Origin of the sequence: Microbacterium paulum, assembly GCF_015707995.1 — a bacterium.
Classification (GTDB): domain Bacteria; phylum Actinomycetota; class Actinomycetes; order Actinomycetales; family Microbacteriaceae; genus Microbacterium; species Microbacterium paulum.
Genome location: NZ_JAAGRY010000035.1, coordinates 19,362 through 35,172, shown reverse-complemented (window position 1 = coordinate 35,172; position 15,811 = coordinate 19,362). Strand labels below are relative to the sequence as shown.

General features: G+C 70.3%; 17 protein-coding genes and 1 tRNA gene. 14 read left to right on the top strand and 4 right to left on the bottom strand.

What is annotated here, in order from left to right; all coding sequences use genetic code 11:
• Nucleotides 1-605, bottom strand: a 605-nt coding sequence (locus tag G3N18_RS09600) for a PucR family transcriptional regulator ligand-binding domain-containing protein (protein WP_196384064.1), incomplete at its 3' end; no start/stop codon positions are given.
• Between the two features lie 105 nt (nt 606-710).
• Between G3N18_RS09600 and gabT the strand changes: the two genes are divergently transcribed.
• From gabT to rplA, 12 genes are all read left to right on the top strand, one after another.
• Complete coding sequence (gabT, locus tag G3N18_RS09595) at nt 711-2,060, top strand: 4-aminobutyrate--2-oxoglutarate transaminase (protein WP_196384062.1); 1,350 nt, start codon at nt 711-713, stop codon at nt 2,058-2,060.
• 40 nt (nt 2,061-2,100) lie between these two features.
• The gene (locus G3N18_RS09590) at nt 2,101-3,504 is read left to right on the top strand and encodes a flavin monoamine oxidase family protein (protein ID WP_196384061.1); all 1,404 of its coding nucleotides are present in this window, start codon (nt 2,101-2,103) and stop codon (nt 3,502-3,504) included.
• Entirely contained in the window at nt 3,501-4,388 is an 888-nt protein-coding gene (locus G3N18_RS09585) for a universal stress protein (protein WP_196384060.1), read from the top strand. Before G3N18_RS09590 ends, G3N18_RS09585 begins: the two co-directional genes overlap by 4 nt.
• A complete protein-coding gene (locus G3N18_RS09580; protein ID WP_196384059.1) occupies nt 4,385-5,953 on the top strand; it encodes an amino acid permease in 1,569 nt (522 codons plus the stop codon). The genes G3N18_RS09585 and G3N18_RS09580 overlap by 4 nt, the downstream gene beginning before the upstream one ends.
• Complete coding sequence (locus tag G3N18_RS09575; protein ID WP_196384058.1) at nt 5,950-7,407, top strand: NAD-dependent succinate-semialdehyde dehydrogenase; 1,458 nt, start codon at nt 5,950-5,952, stop codon at nt 7,405-7,407. Before G3N18_RS09580 ends, G3N18_RS09575 begins: the two co-directional genes overlap by 4 nt.
• 40 nt (nt 7,408-7,447) lie before the next feature.
• Nucleotides 7,448-8,812, top strand: a complete 1,365-nt coding sequence (locus G3N18_RS09570) for an NAD-dependent succinate-semialdehyde dehydrogenase (RefSeq protein WP_196384057.1) — start codon at nt 7,448-7,450, stop codon at nt 8,810-8,812.
• A 76-nt stretch (nt 8,813-8,888) separates the two neighbouring features.
• The gene (locus G3N18_RS09565) at nt 8,889-9,326 is read left to right on the top strand and encodes a pyridoxamine 5'-phosphate oxidase family protein (protein WP_196384056.1); all 438 of its coding nucleotides are present in this window, start codon (nt 8,889-8,891) and stop codon (nt 9,324-9,326) included.
• Between the two features lie 134 nt (nt 9,327-9,460).
• Nucleotides 9,461-9,533: transfer RNA gene (locus tag G3N18_RS09560), tRNA-Trp, on the top strand.
• An 86-nt stretch (nt 9,534-9,619) separates the two neighbouring features.
• Complete coding sequence (secE, locus tag G3N18_RS09555; protein ID WP_196384055.1) at nt 9,620-9,883, top strand: preprotein translocase subunit SecE; 264 nt, start codon at nt 9,620-9,622, stop codon at nt 9,881-9,883.
• A 46-nt stretch (nt 9,884-9,929) separates the two neighbouring features.
• Nucleotides 9,930-11,018 (top strand): transcription termination/antitermination protein NusG, encoded by a 1,089-nt coding sequence (nusG, locus tag G3N18_RS09550; protein WP_196384054.1) that lies wholly within the window; start codon nt 9,930-9,932, stop codon nt 11,016-11,018.
• 132 nt (nt 11,019-11,150) lie between these two features.
• The gene (rplK, locus tag G3N18_RS09545) at nt 11,151-11,582 is read left to right on the top strand and encodes a 50S ribosomal protein L11 (RefSeq protein ID WP_196384053.1); all 432 of its coding nucleotides are present in this window, start codon (nt 11,151-11,153) and stop codon (nt 11,580-11,582) included.
• Nucleotides 11,583-11,595: 13 nt separating this feature from the next.
• Nucleotides 11,596-12,285, top strand: a complete 690-nt coding sequence (rplA, locus tag G3N18_RS09540; protein ID WP_196384052.1) for a 50S ribosomal protein L1 — start codon at nt 11,596-11,598, stop codon at nt 12,283-12,285.
• Nucleotides 12,286-12,364: 79 nt separating this feature from the next.
• Here the strand turns inward: rplA and G3N18_RS09535 are convergent, their stop codons facing one another.
• Nucleotides 12,365-12,652 (bottom strand): acylphosphatase, encoded by a 288-nt coding sequence (locus tag G3N18_RS09535; RefSeq protein WP_196384051.1) that lies wholly within the window; start codon nt 12,650-12,652, stop codon nt 12,365-12,367.
• Nucleotides 12,653-12,708: 56 nt separating this feature from the next.
• On the opposite strand from G3N18_RS09535, the gene G3N18_RS09530 reads away from it, so the two are divergent.
• Nucleotides 12,709-13,047: an iron chaperone gene (locus G3N18_RS09530; RefSeq protein ID WP_196384050.1), complete on the top strand. Its 339-nt coding sequence runs from the start codon at nt 12,709-12,711 to the stop codon at nt 13,045-13,047.
• Nucleotides 13,048-13,054: 7 nt separating this feature from the next.
• Here G3N18_RS09530 and G3N18_RS09525 read toward each other — a convergent pair whose 3' ends face one another.
• Entirely contained in the window at nt 13,055-13,699 is a 645-nt protein-coding gene (locus G3N18_RS09525; RefSeq protein WP_196384049.1) for a LysE/ArgO family amino acid transporter, read from the bottom strand.
• A gap of 73 nt (nt 13,700-13,772) precedes the next feature.
• On the opposite strand from G3N18_RS09525, the gene G3N18_RS09520 reads away from it, so the two are divergent.
• Nucleotides 13,773-14,687, top strand: a complete 915-nt coding sequence (locus G3N18_RS09520) for an ArgP/LysG family DNA-binding transcriptional regulator (RefSeq protein WP_196384048.1) — start codon at nt 13,773-13,775, stop codon at nt 14,685-14,687.
• A gap of 10 nt (nt 14,688-14,697) precedes the next feature.
• Here the strand turns inward: G3N18_RS09520 and G3N18_RS09515 are convergent, their stop codons facing one another.
• Nucleotides 14,698-15,783 (bottom strand): NADP-dependent oxidoreductase, encoded by a 1,086-nt coding sequence (locus G3N18_RS09515; RefSeq protein ID WP_420827087.1) that lies wholly within the window; start codon nt 15,781-15,783, stop codon nt 14,698-14,700.
• Between the last annotated feature and the right edge of the window lie 28 nt (nt 15,784-15,811).

The following is a 15,811-nucleotide window of genomic DNA, read 5'->3' as shown; positions in this document are numbered from 1 at the left end:
GGCCCCGGCGAGGGGTGGCTCTGCGTGAGCACGCCCGCGGCGTCGTAGAGGCCCACCCAGGCACCCACCTGCTTCGCGAGCTCGGCGCCGGTCGCGGCGAGCCCGTCGGGGCGCAGCGCCGCGAGCGCGATCGCCCGCTGCGCCGACAGCGCCCAGATGCGGCGGGCGTAGGCCTGCGCCGCGATCGCCTCGGCGTTGGCGCGGGCGAGTGCGATGAAGGGCGTGCGGTACGGCACTTCGAATAGCGGCATGCCCGCGTCTCGGCACGCGGCGACGAGGGCCGGCGGAATGCCGTCGCGGACGACCTCGGTGCCGAAGCCCAGCGCGCGCACCCCGCGGCCGCGCAGCCGCGCGACATAGGGAGCGGCGGCGGTCGGGGCCCGGCGCGTGCGCGGGTCAGGGACGAACTGCGTGCCGGTCGTCAGCAGCAGCAGGTCGTCGGCGAGGAAGGGCGTCGGGTCGGCGAGATCCGACGAGTGCACCCAGCGAAGTGGAGCGTCGAGGGCGTCGGGCGGCAGGTCGGAGCTCCGCGAGGCCAGGCGCAGCGCCAGGTCGGAGCGGCCGAGCAGGGAGCGCAGGGTGGGCTGCGGATCGGTCGCGGGCATGGTGCGGCTCTCGGTGACGGGTCTGTACGCGGCGTATGGGCGTTGCAGCAGAATGTACACGACGGTGAGTGTGTGAGCCCGGCGCGCGGCCTTACGCTCCCAGGCATGAGCACTCCCTCCACGACCCTCCTCGGCGGCCCCACCCTTCCGCAGCAGCGCTCCCTCGTCACCGCGATCCCGGGGCCACGTTCGCAGGAGCTGCTCGCGCGCAAGGCATCCGCCGTCGCGTCGGGCGTCGCGCACACCGTGCCGATCGAGGCCGTCGCCGCCGGCGGCGGGGTCGTCGTCGACGCCGATGGCAACTCGCTCATCGACCTCGGCTCGGGCATCGCCGTCACGAGCGTCGGCAACGCGCACCCGGCCGTCGTCGCCGCGGTGCAAGACGCGGTCGCGCAGATGACCCACACCTGCTTCATGATCTCGCCGTACGAGTCGTACGTCGCTGTCGCCGAGCGCCTCAACCGGCTCACCCCGGGCGACCACGCCAAGAAGTCGGCCCTGTTCAACTCGGGCGCCGAGGCGGTCGAGAACGCCGTCAAGATCGCCCGGAAGTTCACCGGCCGTCAGGCCGTCGTCGCGTTCGACCACGCCTACCACGGCCGCACGAACCTCACGATGGCCCTCACCGCCAAGGCGATGCCCTACAAGAGCGGCTTCGGTCCGTTCGCCTCAGAGGTCTACCGCGCGCCCGCCTCGTACCCGTTCCGCGACGGATTGTCGGGCGCCGAGGCCGCGGCGAAGGCCATCTCGCTCATCGAGAAGCAGATCGGCGCCGACAACCTCGCCGCTGTCATCATCGAGCCCATCCAGGGCGAGGGCGGCTTCATCGTGCCCGCCGACGGGTTCCTCCCCGCCGTCGTCGACTGGTGCCGCGCCAACGGCGTCGTCTTCATCGCCGACGAGGTGCAGACCGGCTTCGCCCGCACCGGCGCGATGTTCGCGAGCGACCTGTTCGGCATCGTCCCCGACCTGATCACGACCGCCAAGGGCATCGCGGGCGGCATGCCGCTCGCGGCCGTCACGGGGCGCGCCGAGATCATGGATGCCACGCACGCCGGCGGCCTCGGCGGCACCTACGGCGGCAACCCCGTCGCGTGCGCGGCGGCCCTGGCATCCATCGACGCGTTCGAGAACGACGGCCTCGTCGAGCGTGCGCGCGAGATCGGCGCCATCCTGCGCGCGCGCCTGGGCGCGCTGCAGGAGAGCGACCCGCGCATCGGCGACGTGCGCGGCCACGGCGCGATGATCGCCGCCGAGTTCGTCGACCCGGTCACGAAGGCGCCCGACGCGGCGCTGACCTCGGCCGTCGCGAAGGCCGCGATCGCCGAGGGCGTGATCGTGCTGACGTGCGGCACGTACGGCAACGTGATCCGCTTCCTGCCGCCGCTCTCGATCGACGACGACCTGCTCGGCGAAGGCCTCGACGTCGTCGCCGCCGCGCTCGCCGCCCACTGACCCCGCGCCCGCCGCCCCCACTTCGAAGGAGAAGCACCACATGACCGAGATCACTCGCGACGTCGTCATCATCGGGGCGGGGGCCGCCGGCCTCACCGCCGCCAACGAGCTCAGGAAGGCGGGCCTGTCGGTCGCCGTGCTCGAGGCGCGCGACCGCGTCGGCGGCAGGCTCTGGACCGACACGATCGAGGGCGCCATGCTCGAGATCGGCGGCCAGTGGATCTCGCCCGACCAGACGGCGCTGCAAGAGACGGTGGCCGAGCTTGGGCTCGACACGTTCAGCCGCTACCGCGAGGGTGACAGCGTGTACGTCGGCCCCGACGGGGTCGCGCACCGCTTCACCGGCGAGATGTTCCCCGTCGCCCCCGAGACCGAAGCCGTGATCGCCGAGATCACCGAGCGGCTCGACGAGATGGTCGCGGGCATCGACCCCGACCGACCGTGGGCGCACGAGAAGGCGGCCGAGTGGGACAGCGTGTCGTGGGATGCGTGGCTGCGCAGCCAGACCGACGACGACGAGGCGGTGCGAAACCTCGCGTTCGCGACCGGTTCGGCCATGCTCACCAAGCCCACCCACGCGATCTCGCTGCTCGAATCGCTCCTCATGGCAGCCTCGGCCGGCAGCTACTCGAACCTCGTCGACGCCGACTTCATCCTCGACAAGCGCGTCGTCGGCGGCCTGCAGCAGGTGCCGTTGCTCCTCGCCGAACGCCTCGACGGAGACGTCTTCGTCAGCCAGGCCGTGCGGACGATCGAGTGGTCGGATGCCGGGGTCACCGTCACCTCGACGCCCACGACCGGCGTCACGGGCACCGCGATCGCAGGCGGCGGCGCGGGCCTCACAGTGCGCGCGCGGCAGGCGATCCTCGCCCTCGCGCCCGTGCTCTACGACCGCATCTCATTCGTGCCGGCCCTGCCGCGCCTGCAGCACCAGATGCACCAGCACCTGTCGATGGGCTTCGTCATCAAGGTGCACGCCGTCTACGAGACGCCGTTCTGGCGCGAGAAGGGCCTGTCGGGCACCGCATTCAGCCCCTACGAGCTCTCGCACGAGGCCTACGACAACACGAACCACGGCGACGAGCGCGGCACGCTCGTCGGCTTCGTGAGCGACCTGCACGCCGACGGCGTGTTCGAGCTGTCGGCCGAGGAGCGCAAGGAGCGCATCCTCACGTCGCTGTCGCACTACTACGGCCCCGAGGCGATGAACCCCGTCGTCTACTTCGAGAGCGACTGGGGGAGCGAGGAATGGACGCGCGGGGCGTACGCCGCGAGCTTCGACCTCGGCGGCCTCTCGCGCTACGGCAAGTACCTGCGCGAGAACGTCGGCCCCCTCCACTTCGCCTGCAGCGACCTCGCCGGCGCGGGCTACCAGCACGTCGACGGTGCGATCCGCATGGGTCGCCTCGTGGCCGGGCAGATCGTCGACCAGGTGCGCGCGTGACACGCCACGTCGTCGTCGGCTACACCGCAACCAAGACGGGGCGGGATGCCGTGGCGTTCGCCGCGCGCCTGGCGCGGGCGACCGGGGCGGTGCTCGACGTGTCGATCGTGCTGCCGAGCGCCGACCGCAGTGTCATCACCCCGCCGGCGGACGGCTACAGCCGGGTGCTGAAGGAGCAGGCCCAGCAGTGGATCGCCGAGGCCATCGACCGCATCCCCGACGACGTCGTCGCGCACGCCCAGATCCGCGCGGCCGAGTCGTTCGCCGCCGGTCTCGTGCAGATCGCCGACGAGCTCGACGCGGCGTGCATCGTCGTCGGCGCCGCCGACGGCGCCACGCGCGGGCGGCACCGCCTCGGCACGACCACGACCGAGCTGCTGCACTCCTCCGACGTGCCCGTCGCGCTCGTGCCCCGCGGGGCGCGCAAGGTCGCGCCCGAGACGGGCATCACCCGTCTGACGGTCGCGGTCGGCACCCGTCCCGGCGCCGACGCGCTGCTCGAGGCGACCGCCACGCTCGCGCAGGCCGCGCACGTGCCGGTGCGACTGCTGTCGCTGCTGCCGGTCGACCTGCCGGCGACCGCCGACACCGCGGCGATCCGCGTGGCGGGCTCGACCGAGACCGACCAGGTGCTCGCCGCCGCGAAGGCCGAACTGCCCGAGGGGCTGGCCGCCGAGGTCGTCGTCGCCTCGGGCGAGAGCATCGAAGACGCCGTCTCGCACCTCGACTGGCAGGACGGTGAGATCGTGCTGGTCGGCTCGAGCCGTCTGGCGCAGCCGCGGCGCCTGTTCCTCGGATCGACGGCCGCCAAGATGCTCAAAGAGATCACGGTGCCCGTGATCGTCGTACCGCGCACGACCCGCACCGAGGAGACGACGAAGTGACCTCATCCGACCCCGCCGCGCCCCAGGCGCCGGCCGCCGGCGCGCAGACCGGGGGGCTGTCCGCCAAGGGCCTGTCCGCTGGCACGATCGGACTCATCGGCGCCGTCGTGATCGGCATCTCGTGCATCGCCCCCGCGTACACGTTCACGGCGGCGGTCGGCCCCACGGCATCCGTCGTCGGTCAGCAGATCCCCGCCATCATCCTCGTCGGCTTCATCCCGATGCTGCTGGTCGCCTTCGGCTACCGCGAGCTCAACAACCGCATGCCCGACGCAGGCACGTCGTTCACGTGGGCGTCTCGCGCATTCGGCCCGTGGGTCGGCTGGATGGCTGGCTGGGGTCTCGTCGTCGCGACGATCCTCGTGCTCTCGAACCTCGCTGGCGTCGCCGTCGACTTCCTGTTCCTGCTCATCTCGCAGATCAGCGGCAATCCCGACATCGCGGACCTGGCATCCAACACCGTCATCAACATCGCCGTCTGCCTGCTGTTCATGCTCGCCGCCACGTGGATCTCGTACCGCGACATGCAGACCACGCAGAAGCTGCAGTACTTCCTCGTCGGCTTCCAGGTGCTCGTGCTCGTCTTCTTCGCCGTCGCGGCGATCGTCGAGGCGGTGAACGGTCAGGGCTTCGATTACCAGCCGTTCGACATCGGGTGGTTCAACCCGTTCGCGGTGAGCTCGTTCTCGGCGTTCGCGGCCGGCCTGTCGCTGTCGATCTTCATCTTCTGGGGGTGGGATGTCACCCTCACGATGAACGAAGAGACGAAAGACCCCGAGAAGACGCCGGGGCGCGCCGCGACCCTCACGGTCATCACGATCGTCTCGCTGTACCTGCTGCTCGCGGTCGCGATGATCATGTTCGCGGGCGTCGGCACGGGCGAGCTGGGGCTCGGCAACGAAGACATCCAAGAGAACGTGTTCTTCCACCTCTCCGGCCCGATCCTCGGCCCGCTCGCCTTCCTCGTCTCGCTCGCGGTGCTCACGAGCTCGGCGTCGTCGCTGCAGTCCACGTTCGTCGGCCCGGCCCGCACGCTCCTGTCGATGGGGCACTACGGCGCGCTGCCGCCGGCGTTCGCGAAGGTCAGCCCGCGCTTCTTCACCCCGGGCTACGCCACGATCGCCTCGGCGATCGTCGCCTCGGCCTTCTACGCGGTCATGCGCATCGTCAGCGAGAACACCCTGTGGGATACGATCCTCACCCTCGGCATGATGATCTGCTTCTACTACGGCATCACCGCGTTCGCGTGCGTGTGGTACTTCCGCCACCAGTGGTTCGACTCGGTGCGCAACGTCTTCTTCACGTTCCTCTTCCCGCTCGTGGGCGGGGTCATCCTCGCGATCCTGTTCTTCACGACGCTCATCGACTCGATGGACCCGGCCTACGGCTCGGGCGCAGAGGTCGGGGGAGTGGGGATCGTCTTCGTCCTCGGCGTGCTGATCATCGTCATCGGCATCGTCCTCATGATCTGGCAGTCCATCAAGCGCCCCGCCTTCTTCAAGGGTGAGACGCTGGGTATGGATGCACCCGCCAGCACCCGTCGCCTGAAGGAGGCCGCACGTTGATCACCGAAACCGCCCTGCTCGAAAAGCTGCCCCGAGGCCTGTTCATCGGCGGTGAATGGGTCGACGGTTCGGCCGGCACGTTCGCCGTGCACGACCCGGCCACCGGCGACGTGCTGGTCGAGATCGCCGACGCGTCGCCCGAAGACGGACTGCGTGCCCTCGACGCCGCCGTGGCCGCCCAGGATGCCTGGGCCGCCACCGCCCCGCGCACCCGCTCCGACATCCTGCGGCGCGCGTTCGACCTGCTGACCGAGCGCGCCGACGAGTTCGCGCTGCTGATGACGCTCGAAATGGGCAAGCCGCTCGCCGAGGCGCGCGGCGAGGTCACCTACGGCGGAGAGTTCCTGCGCTGGTTCAGCGAGGAGGCGGTGCGCATCGCCGGCCGCTTCGGGTCGAACCCCGAGGGCACCGGCCGCATGGTGGTCAGCCAGCGCCCCGTCGGCCCGTGCTTCTTCATCACGCCGTGGAACTTCCCCCTCGCGATGGCGACGCGCAAGATCGCGCCCGCGCTCGCCGCCGGCTGCACCGTCGTCGTGAAGCCGCCGGAGCTGACCCCGCTCACGACGCTCGCGTTCGTGCAGCTGCTCGTCGAGGCGGGTCTTCCCGCCGGCGTCGTCAACGTCGTCACCACGACCCGCTCGAGCGGTGTGTCGGGCCCGATCATCGCCGACCCGCGGCTGCGCAAGCTCTCGTTCACGGGGTCCACGCCGGTCGGCAAGAAGCTCATCGCGCAGGCCGCCGAGGGCGTGCTGCGGGTGTCGATGGAGCTCGGCGGCAACGCCCCGTTCGTCGTGTTCGACGACGCCGACCTCGACAAGGCGGTCGACGGCGCGATGGCGGCGAAGTTCCGCAACATCGGACAGGCCTGCACGGCGGCGAACCGGTTCATCGTGCATTCGTCTGTCGCGGAGGAGTTCGCCGGTCGTGTCTCGGAGCGCGTCAAGGCGATGAAGATCGGCCGCGGCACCGAGGAGGGCGTGCAGATCGGCCCGCTCATCGACCGGAAGGCGGTCGAGGGCACCGCGGCGCTCGTGAAAGACGCCGTCGAGCGGGGCGCCACCGTGCGCGCCGGCGGCTCGGCGATCGACGGGCCGGGCACCTTCTTCGAGCCGACCGTCATCACCGAGGTGGCCGCCGGCAGCGACATCCTGCGTGAGGAGATCTTCGGCCCGGTGCTCGCGATCGCGACCTTCGCCGACGAAGACGAGGCCGTGCGCCTGGCCAACGACACCGAGTACGGCCTCGTGTCGTACGTGTTCACCGAAGACCTGCAGCGGGGCATGCGCATGATCGACCGGCTCGAGACCGGCATGATGGGCCTGAACGTCGGGGTCGTCTCGAACGCTGCGGCGCCCTTCGGCGGAGTCAAGCAGTCGGGCGTCGGCCGCGAGGGCGGGCTCGAGGGCATCCACGAATACCTGTCGACGAAGTACACGCTGATCCCGGCGTCCTGACGACGCCTTCCGACCTGCACCGACGCGAAACGAGCACCCCATGACCGACTACGCCGTCACCAATCCCGCCACCGGAGAGGTCCTCGCGACCTACCCCACCGCGACCGATGCCGAGGTCGAGGCGGCGCTCGCCGCCGCCGACGAGGCCTACCGTTCGTGGGGGCGCACGTCGTCGCCTGCCGACCGGGCCGCCCTGCTGCGGCGGGTCGCCGAGCTGCACCGTGAGCGTCGCGACGAGCTCGCCGCGATCATCGTGCGCGAGATGGGCAAGCCGCTCGCCGCGGCCGAGGGCGAGGTCGATTTCGCCGCCGACATCACCGAGTACTACGCCGACAACATCGACAAGATCACCGGTGACACGCCGATCGACATCCTCGGCGAGGGTACGGCGGTCATCCGGCGCGCGCCGCTCGGGGCGCTCCTCGGCATCATGCCGTGGAACTTCCCGTACTACCAGGTGGCCCGGTTCGCGGCGCCGAACCTCGCGGTCGGCAACACGATCCTGCTCAAGCACGCTCCGCAGTGCCCCGAGTCGGCCGCCGCGATCGCGCAGATGTACACCGATGCGGGGTTCCCCGCCGGCGCGTACGTCGACGTGCGGCTCACGAACGATCAGGCCGCCACGGTCATCGCCGACCGCCGCGTGCAGGGCGTGTCGGTGACCGGTTCGGAGCGCGCGGGTGCCGCGGTCGCCGAGATCGCCGGGCGGAACCTCAAGAAGGTCGTGCTCGAACTCGGCGGCTCCGACCCCTTCCTGCTGCTGTCGACCGACGATCTCGACGCGGCGGTGGGTTCGGCGGTCGAGGCGCGCCTCGACAACAACGGGCAGTCGTGCAACGGCGCGAAGCGCTTCGTCGTGGCATCCGATCTCTACGACGCGTTCGTCGACAAGTTCAGCGCGGCGATGGCGGATGCCACGGTCGGCGACCCCTTCGACGGCGACACCGTGCTCGGCCCGCTCTCGTCGCTCGCTGCCGCGGAGCGGCTTGCCGAACAGGTCGATCGTGCGGTCGCGCAGGGCGCGACCGTGGTCACCGGGGGAGTGCGCGACGGCGCGTTCTACCCGGGCACGGTGCTGACCGGGGTGACGCCCGAGATGGACGCCTACCGCGAAGAGTTCTTCGGCCCCGTCGGCGTCGTCTACCGCGCCCGTGACGAAGACGAAGCGGTCGCGATCGCCAACGCGACGCCGTTCGGGCTCGGTTCGTACGTGTTCACGACCGACCCCGCGCAGGCCGAGCGCGTCGCCGACCGCATCGACGCGGGCATGGTCTACGTCAACGTCGTGCTCGCGGACTCGCCCGAGCTGCCCTTCGGCGGCGTCAAGCGCAGCGGCACGGGGCGCGAGATGGGGCTGCTGGCGGCAGAAGAGTTCGTCAACAAGAAGCTCATCCGCGTCGCCTGAGCCCGGGCATCCGTCGCCGCTATTCTCCCGGTGCACGAGCCTTCCCTCCGGGGCGCGCGCCGGGCAGGATGGGAGCATGAGCAACGAGTCGGATGTCGTCGTCTTCCTCAGTGACCGCGAGTGCTGGGATCGCCTCGCCGAGCAGCAGCTGGGCCGGTTGGTCACGCGCGTCGGCGACGTGCTCGACATCTTTCCGGTGAACTACATCGTCGACGGCGAGAGCCTCGTCTTCCGCACCGGCGAGGGGTCGAAGCTCACCGAGGTGACGATCAACGACGACGTGCTGTTCGAGGTCGACGAATACACCGACACGGATGCCTGGAGCATCGTCGTCCGCGGCCACGCGCACCGTCTCGAGACGACCGAAGAGGTCGCCGCGGCCGACCGGTTGGCCCTCAAACCCTGGGTGCCGACACTGAAGTACAACTACGTGCGCATCGTGCCGACTTCGCTGTCGGGGCGCGACGTCCGCCGCGGCGACGAACCCGATCGCTACGGGGTTCAGCAGTACTGAGCGCCGCCCCGCGTTCGCGCGTGCGGGGGCCATGACGTACACTGGACAGTGCAGTCGAAGTCTGCATTCTTTCGCTGTGCCTGCCGGGCACGGCCAGGAAGACAGCAGACTCACCCGAGGCCGGAACGGTCTCTAGGGCGGTAGCTCAATTGGCAGAGCAGCGGTCTCCAAAACCGCAGGTTGCAGGTTCGATTCCTGTCCGCCCTGCGCGTCAGCGCTTCAGTTGACACAGAAGGCGTGTCGGTGGATGCCGGCACGGAATGCAAGTCCGAGCAATTCACACGGGTGGGTACATGGTCCAGGAAGAGGCGCACGGCGAGGTCGTCGCAGCAGGCGGCGCGCCCCGCGACAAGAAGCTGAACTTCTTCCAGCGGATCGCCCTCTTCATCCGTCAGGTGTTCGGCGAGCTTCGCAAGGTCGTCACACCGACCCGGCAGGAACTCGTCAAGTACACGCTCGTCGTCCTCGGCTTCGTCGTCGTGATGATGGCGATCGTGTACAGCCTCGATTTGCTCTTCACCTGGGTGGTCAACGTCGTCTTCGGCGTCCCCGCCTGACGCGGGCGCGAGACCGCCAGCCCGCCCCCGATGGAAGTGAACACACGTGTCTGAAAAGTATGTCGACGACGCCGACTGGGCCACCGCCGCAGAGCAGTCCAGCGAAGACGACGAGGCCCAAGAGGGCAACGTCCTCGCCGCCGAAGAGCGTTCTTCGGCTCCCGCCGAGCACCTCGCGGTGCACGTCGTCGATGACGAAGACGACGACAGTGCCGACGACGAAGACATCGACATCGACGACCCGGAGGCAGACGCCATCGTGAACGACGCACTCGAGATCGACGAGGCCGCCGAGGCCGAAGCCGCCGCCGAGGTGCTCAGCGACGCGCTAGCCGAAGAAGAGGCCGAAGCCGCTGCGGCGGCCGCCGACGACGTGACGCCCTACGACGGCCCCGACGTCAACGGCGAGCCCGACGCGCCCGTGCTCGACGAAGACGCCGTCGCCGAGGTCGCCGCCGCAGCCGACATCGTCGAGGCGGCCGAGATCGACGCCGAGACCGAGCCTGCCGAGCCCGAAGACCCCTACGAGGCGTTCCGCGCCGAGCTGCGGTCGCTGCCGGGCAAGTGGTACGTCATCCACTCCTACGCCGGTTTCGAGCGCAAGGTGAAGGCCAACATCGAGCAGCGCAAGAACACGCTCGAGGTCGAAGAAGACATCTACCAGGTCGAGGTCCCCATGGAGGACGTCGTCGAGATCAAGAACGGTCAGCGCAAGATGGTCACGCGCGTCCGGATCCCCGGCTACGTGCTCGTGCGCATGGAGCTCAACGAAGACACCTGGTCGGTCGTGCGCCACACGCCCGGCGTCACCGGCTTCGTCGGCAACGCGCACAACCCGACCCCGCTGCGCTTCGAAGAGGCGTTCAACATGCTGCGTTCGCTCGTGCAGGTCGCCGAGACGGCACCCGCCAAGGGCGCGGCCAAGGGCTCGGCCACGCAGGCGCGCTCGGTCATCACCGAAGTCGACTTCGAGATCGGCGAGACCATCACGATCAAGGAGGGCTCGTTCGCGGGCCTGCCCGGCTCGATCAGCGAGATCAAGCCCGAAAGCGGCAAGCTCACCGTGCTCGTCTCGCTCTTCGAGCGCGAGACCCCGGTCGAGCTCTCGTTCGACCAGGTCACCAAGCAGAACTGAGAGATGCCGGGCGCCCCGGCATCCGGTAGAATGATGAGGTTGCGCGCTCGTCGCGCACTACCCCCACCACCCTCAGGAACGGCCTGAGGCGTGGCAGCGCGCCGCTTGCGGCGCTCGAAAAGGAGAGAAGCAATGGCACCCAAGAAGAAGGTGACCGGCCTGATCAAGCTCCAGATCAACGCCGGCGCCGCCAACCCGGCGCCCCCGATCGGGCCCGCGCTCGGTCAGCACGGCGTCAACATCATGGAGTTCTGCAAGGCGTACAACGCCGCGACCGAGTCGCAGCGCGGCAACGTCATCCCCGTGGAGATCACGGTCTACGAAGACCGCAGCTTCACGTTCATCCTGAAGACCCCGCCCGCGGCGGAGCTCATCAAGAAGGCGGCCGGTGTGGCCAAGGGTTCGCCCACGCCCCACACGACCAAGGTCGCCAAGCTCACCAAGGACCAGGTTCGTCAGATCGCCGAGACGAAGATGCCCGACCTGAACGCGAACGACATCGAGGCCGCCTCGCTGATCATCGCCGGCACCGCCCGTTCCATGGGCATCACGGTCGAGGACTGAGGGGGAGAACGAAATGGCTAAGTCCAAGGTTTACGAAGCTGCCGCGGCGAAGATCGACCGCGACAAGTTCTACACGTCCACCGAGGCCGTGAGCCTCGCCAAGGAGACCGGTTCGAAGAACACCGACTCCACCGTCGAGGTCGCCCTGAAGCTCGCGGTCGACCCGCGTAAGGCCGACCAGATGGTGCGCGGCACGGTCATCCTGCCCCACGGCACCGGCAAGACCGCCCGCGTCATCGTGTTCGCCACCGGCCCCGCGGCCGAGGCCGCGATCGCCGCTGGCGCCGACGAGGTCGGCGGCGCCGAGCTCATCGAGAAGGTCGCCGGCGGCTGGACCGCGTTCGACGCGGCCGTCTCGACGCCCGAGCTCATGGGCCAGGTCGGTCGCCTGGGTAAGGTGCTCGGCCCCCGTGGCCTCATGCCCAACCCCAAGACCGGTACCGTCACCCCCAACCCGGCCAAGGCCGTCGAGGAGATCAAGGGCGGCAAGATCGAGTTCCGCGTCGACAAGCACGCCAACGTGCACTTCGTCGTCGGCAAGGCCTCGTTCACGGCCGAGCAGCTCGACGAGAACTTCAAGGCCGCGCTCGAAGAGATCGTGCGCCTGAAGCCCTCGAGCTCGAAGGGCCGCTACATCCAGAAGGGCGCCGTGTCGACCACGTTCGGCCCCGGCATCCCGCTGGACGTCGCCGCGCTCGCGTGATGCGTCGCGGGTGAGCGCGATCCGCTCGCCCGCTCTGTTCGATGGAAGGGTCCCGCCGTCAGGCGGGGCCCTTCGTCGTTCATCCGTCGCGGCGCACCTCGAACGACGACGTGCCGGCAGAGGCCGGTGCGGGCACCAGCTCGACGACGTGGGCGCTCGTCACGTGGCCGCCGGGCGGACCCTGCCGCATCCAGTCGAGCACGGCGTCGACCGTGGCATCCTCGCCCTCGACCTCTGCGTCGACACTGCCGTCGCGCAGGTTCCGCACCCAGCCGGTGACGCCCGCGCGCTGCGCGACGTGCTGCAGGGTGTAGCGGTAGCCGACGCCCTGCACGGTGCCGGTGACGCTGACGTGCACTCGTCTCATGGCTCCATCCTGCCCCGGTCCTTCCGCCGGTGGGGCGAAGCGGCGAGGATGGGGCGATGGGAACCATCGACGACTACCTGGTGGGGCTCGATGCGACGGATGCCGCGGTCATCGCGCACACGTACGACGTCGCCCTCGAGGTGGCGCCCGAGGCCGTGCAGGGCTTCGGCTACGGCATGCCCGCGCTCGTCTACCGCGGGAAGTCGCTGCTGTCGGTGATGCGGGCGAAGCGCCATTTCGGCATGTACCCGTTCAGCCCGACGGCGATCATCGCGGTGCTGCCGCTGCTCGACGGCGTCGACCACGCGAAGGGCACGATCCGCTTCACCGAGCCGCTGCCCGACGACACCGTGCGCGCCCTCGTGACGGCCCGCGTGGCCGAGATCGACGGCTGACCCGCGCTCAGCGCGGCCACACCAGGCTGATGGCGATCGCCATCATGACGACGGCGATGACGGCGTCGAGCACGCGCCAGGCGCGGGGCGTCGCGAGCCAGCGTGCGAGGTAGCGGGCGCCGAGGGCGAGGCCGAAGAACCACAGGAACGACGCGATCGTCGCGCCGAGCGCGAACCACCACCGATCCCCGCCGTGCGTGTTCGCGACCGATCCGAGCAGGAACACCGTGTCGAGGTAGACGTGCGGGTTCAGCCAGGTGAGGGCGAGGCAGGTCAGCAGCGCCGGGAGCAGGCGGCTGCGGGTCGGGGGAGCGGCGACAGAGCCGCCCGCCTCGATCGACTCGTCGCCCGCGCCCAGGACGTCGCCGCTCGGGCGGAGGGCACGGCGCGCGGCGAGCAGGGCGTAGGCCGCGAGGAACACGGCCCCCGCCCACCGCACGGCGTCGATCAGCCACGGCACCGCGTGCAGCACCGCGCCGAGCCCCGAGACGCCGATCGCGATGAGGAGCGCGTCGGAGACGGCGCAGACGAGCGCGACGGCGAGCGTGTGCTCCCGGCGGATGCCCTGGCGCAGCACGAACAGGTTCTGGGCGCCGATCGCGACGATCAGCGAGAGACCGAGGGCGAGACCTGACGCGACGGCGGGGAGCATGTCTGGAACGTTAGGCCTGCGTGCTGATACAGTCCAGTTCATGATTCTTCAGGTGATGAAGCGGAACTGAATCATGCCCATCCCGGCCCTCGGAGCGGCGACCCTCGCCGCCGTGCTCGACGCGGGCAGCATGGAGGCCGCCGCCCGCTCGCTGCACATCACGCCTTCGGCGGTGAGCCAGCGCATTCGCGCGCTCGAAGACGAGGTCGGGCGGGTGCTGCTCGTGCGCACCAAGCCGCTCCGGGCGACCCCCGACGCGCACGCGATCGTGCGCTTCGCGCGGCAGGTCGCTCTGCTCGAACACGACGCGGCGGTCTCGCTCGGGCACGGCGCGGGGCCGGTCACCCTGCCGCTCGCCGTCAACGCCGACTCGCTCTCGACCTGGTTTCTCGCACCGCTCGCGCGGCTGAGCGCCCGGCACGGCGTCGTCTTCGACCTGCATCGCGACGACCAGGAGTTCACCGCGGGCATGCTCGAAGACGGCACCGTCACGGGCGCCGTCACCTCGCGAGCCGTGCCGGTGGGCGGATGCCGCGTGCAGCCCCTCGGCGTGCTGCGCTACGAGGCGGTGGCCGCGCCCGCCTTCGCCGAGGCGTGGCTGCCCGATGTGCCACTCGGCGGGGGTGACGGCGGCGATGCGGATGCCCTGGCCGCGGCGCTCGAGCGCGCGCCGCTCATCGACTTCGACCGCCGCGACGACCTGCAGACGCAGTGGCTCGCCGCGCGCGGCGTCGACCCCGCGCTGCCGCCGCGTCACCGGGTACCTGCATCACACGACTTCGCCACGGCGACCGTCGCCGGCCTCGGTTGGGCGCTGCTGCCGACCCTGCAGTCGCAGTCCGCCCTCGAGGCGGGGCGACTCGTGCGGCTGGGCGGTGACCCCATCGACGTGCCGCTCTACTGGCAGCAGTGGAATCTGCGTTCGATCCTGCTCGACGCCGTCGCGGCGGAGATCGTCGACGAAGGCCGCCGCGTTCTCGCCGTGTGACCGGCGCCGTTCAGCCTTCGCCGACGGTCAGCACGATCTTGCCGCGCGTGTGCCCCTGCTCGAGTTCGGCGTGCGCTGCGGCCGCGTCGTCGAGCCCGAACACCCGGTCGACGTAGACCTGCACGGCGCCCGAGTCGAGCAGCCGGCCGATCGTCGCGAGCGTGCCGCCGTCGGGGATCACGGTGTACGCGGTGGCGCGCACCCCGGCATCCGATGCGGCGTGCGCATAGCCCGGCCACGATCCGGTGGGCGCGACGATGTACAGGCCGCCCGGGCGCAGCACCGACAGCGACCGCGTTCCGGTGTCGTCGTGCACGTTGCCGACGAGGTCGATGACCACGTCGACGTCGCCGACGACGTCTTCGAAGCGCGTCGTCGTGTGGTCGATGACGACGGATGCCCCGAGTTCGCGCAACCACGAGAGGTTTCGGGTCGAGCAGGTCGCGCTCACGTGCGCGCCGAAGTAGGCGGCCAACTGCACGGCGAAATGCCCCACTCCACCCGATGCGCCGTGGATGAGGATGCGCTGGCCTTCATGCGCGTGCGCCGTCTCGACCACCAGCCCCCAGGCCGTCAGCGCCGCGAGGGGAACGCCGGCGGCTTCGACGTGCGAGAGCGCGGCGGGCTTGCGGGCGACCGACAGCGTCGGCACGACCGCGTACTGCGCGTACGACCCGCCCGAGCGGGGGAACGGCGTCATGCCGAACACCTCGGTGCCCACGGGGAATGGGTGCGTCTCGTAGGGCGCGTGCACGACGACGCCGCTGAAGTCGTAGCCGAGGGTCGACGGGAACTGCTCGATCGCGCCCGACACCCCACGACCGGCCCGTGTCTTGGCGTCGATCGGGTTGACGCCGGCCGCGACGACCCGCACGAGCAGCTCGCTCAGCACGGGCGCCGGGGTGGGCACCGCGGTCGTCCGCAGCGCCGTCGCCTCGCCGGGGGCATCGAAGACGACCGCCCGCATCACCTCGGGGATCTCGGGCGCACCCGGCTCGCGGTCGGTGGCGTTGCTCGGCAGCGTTCCGGCGGTGGCCGGTGCGGCGAGGGCCGCCGCACGGGGCGAGCGGAAGCGGCGCAGGCGATCAGGAGACATGGTCGTCCTTCCGGTAGCGAGTCGACGG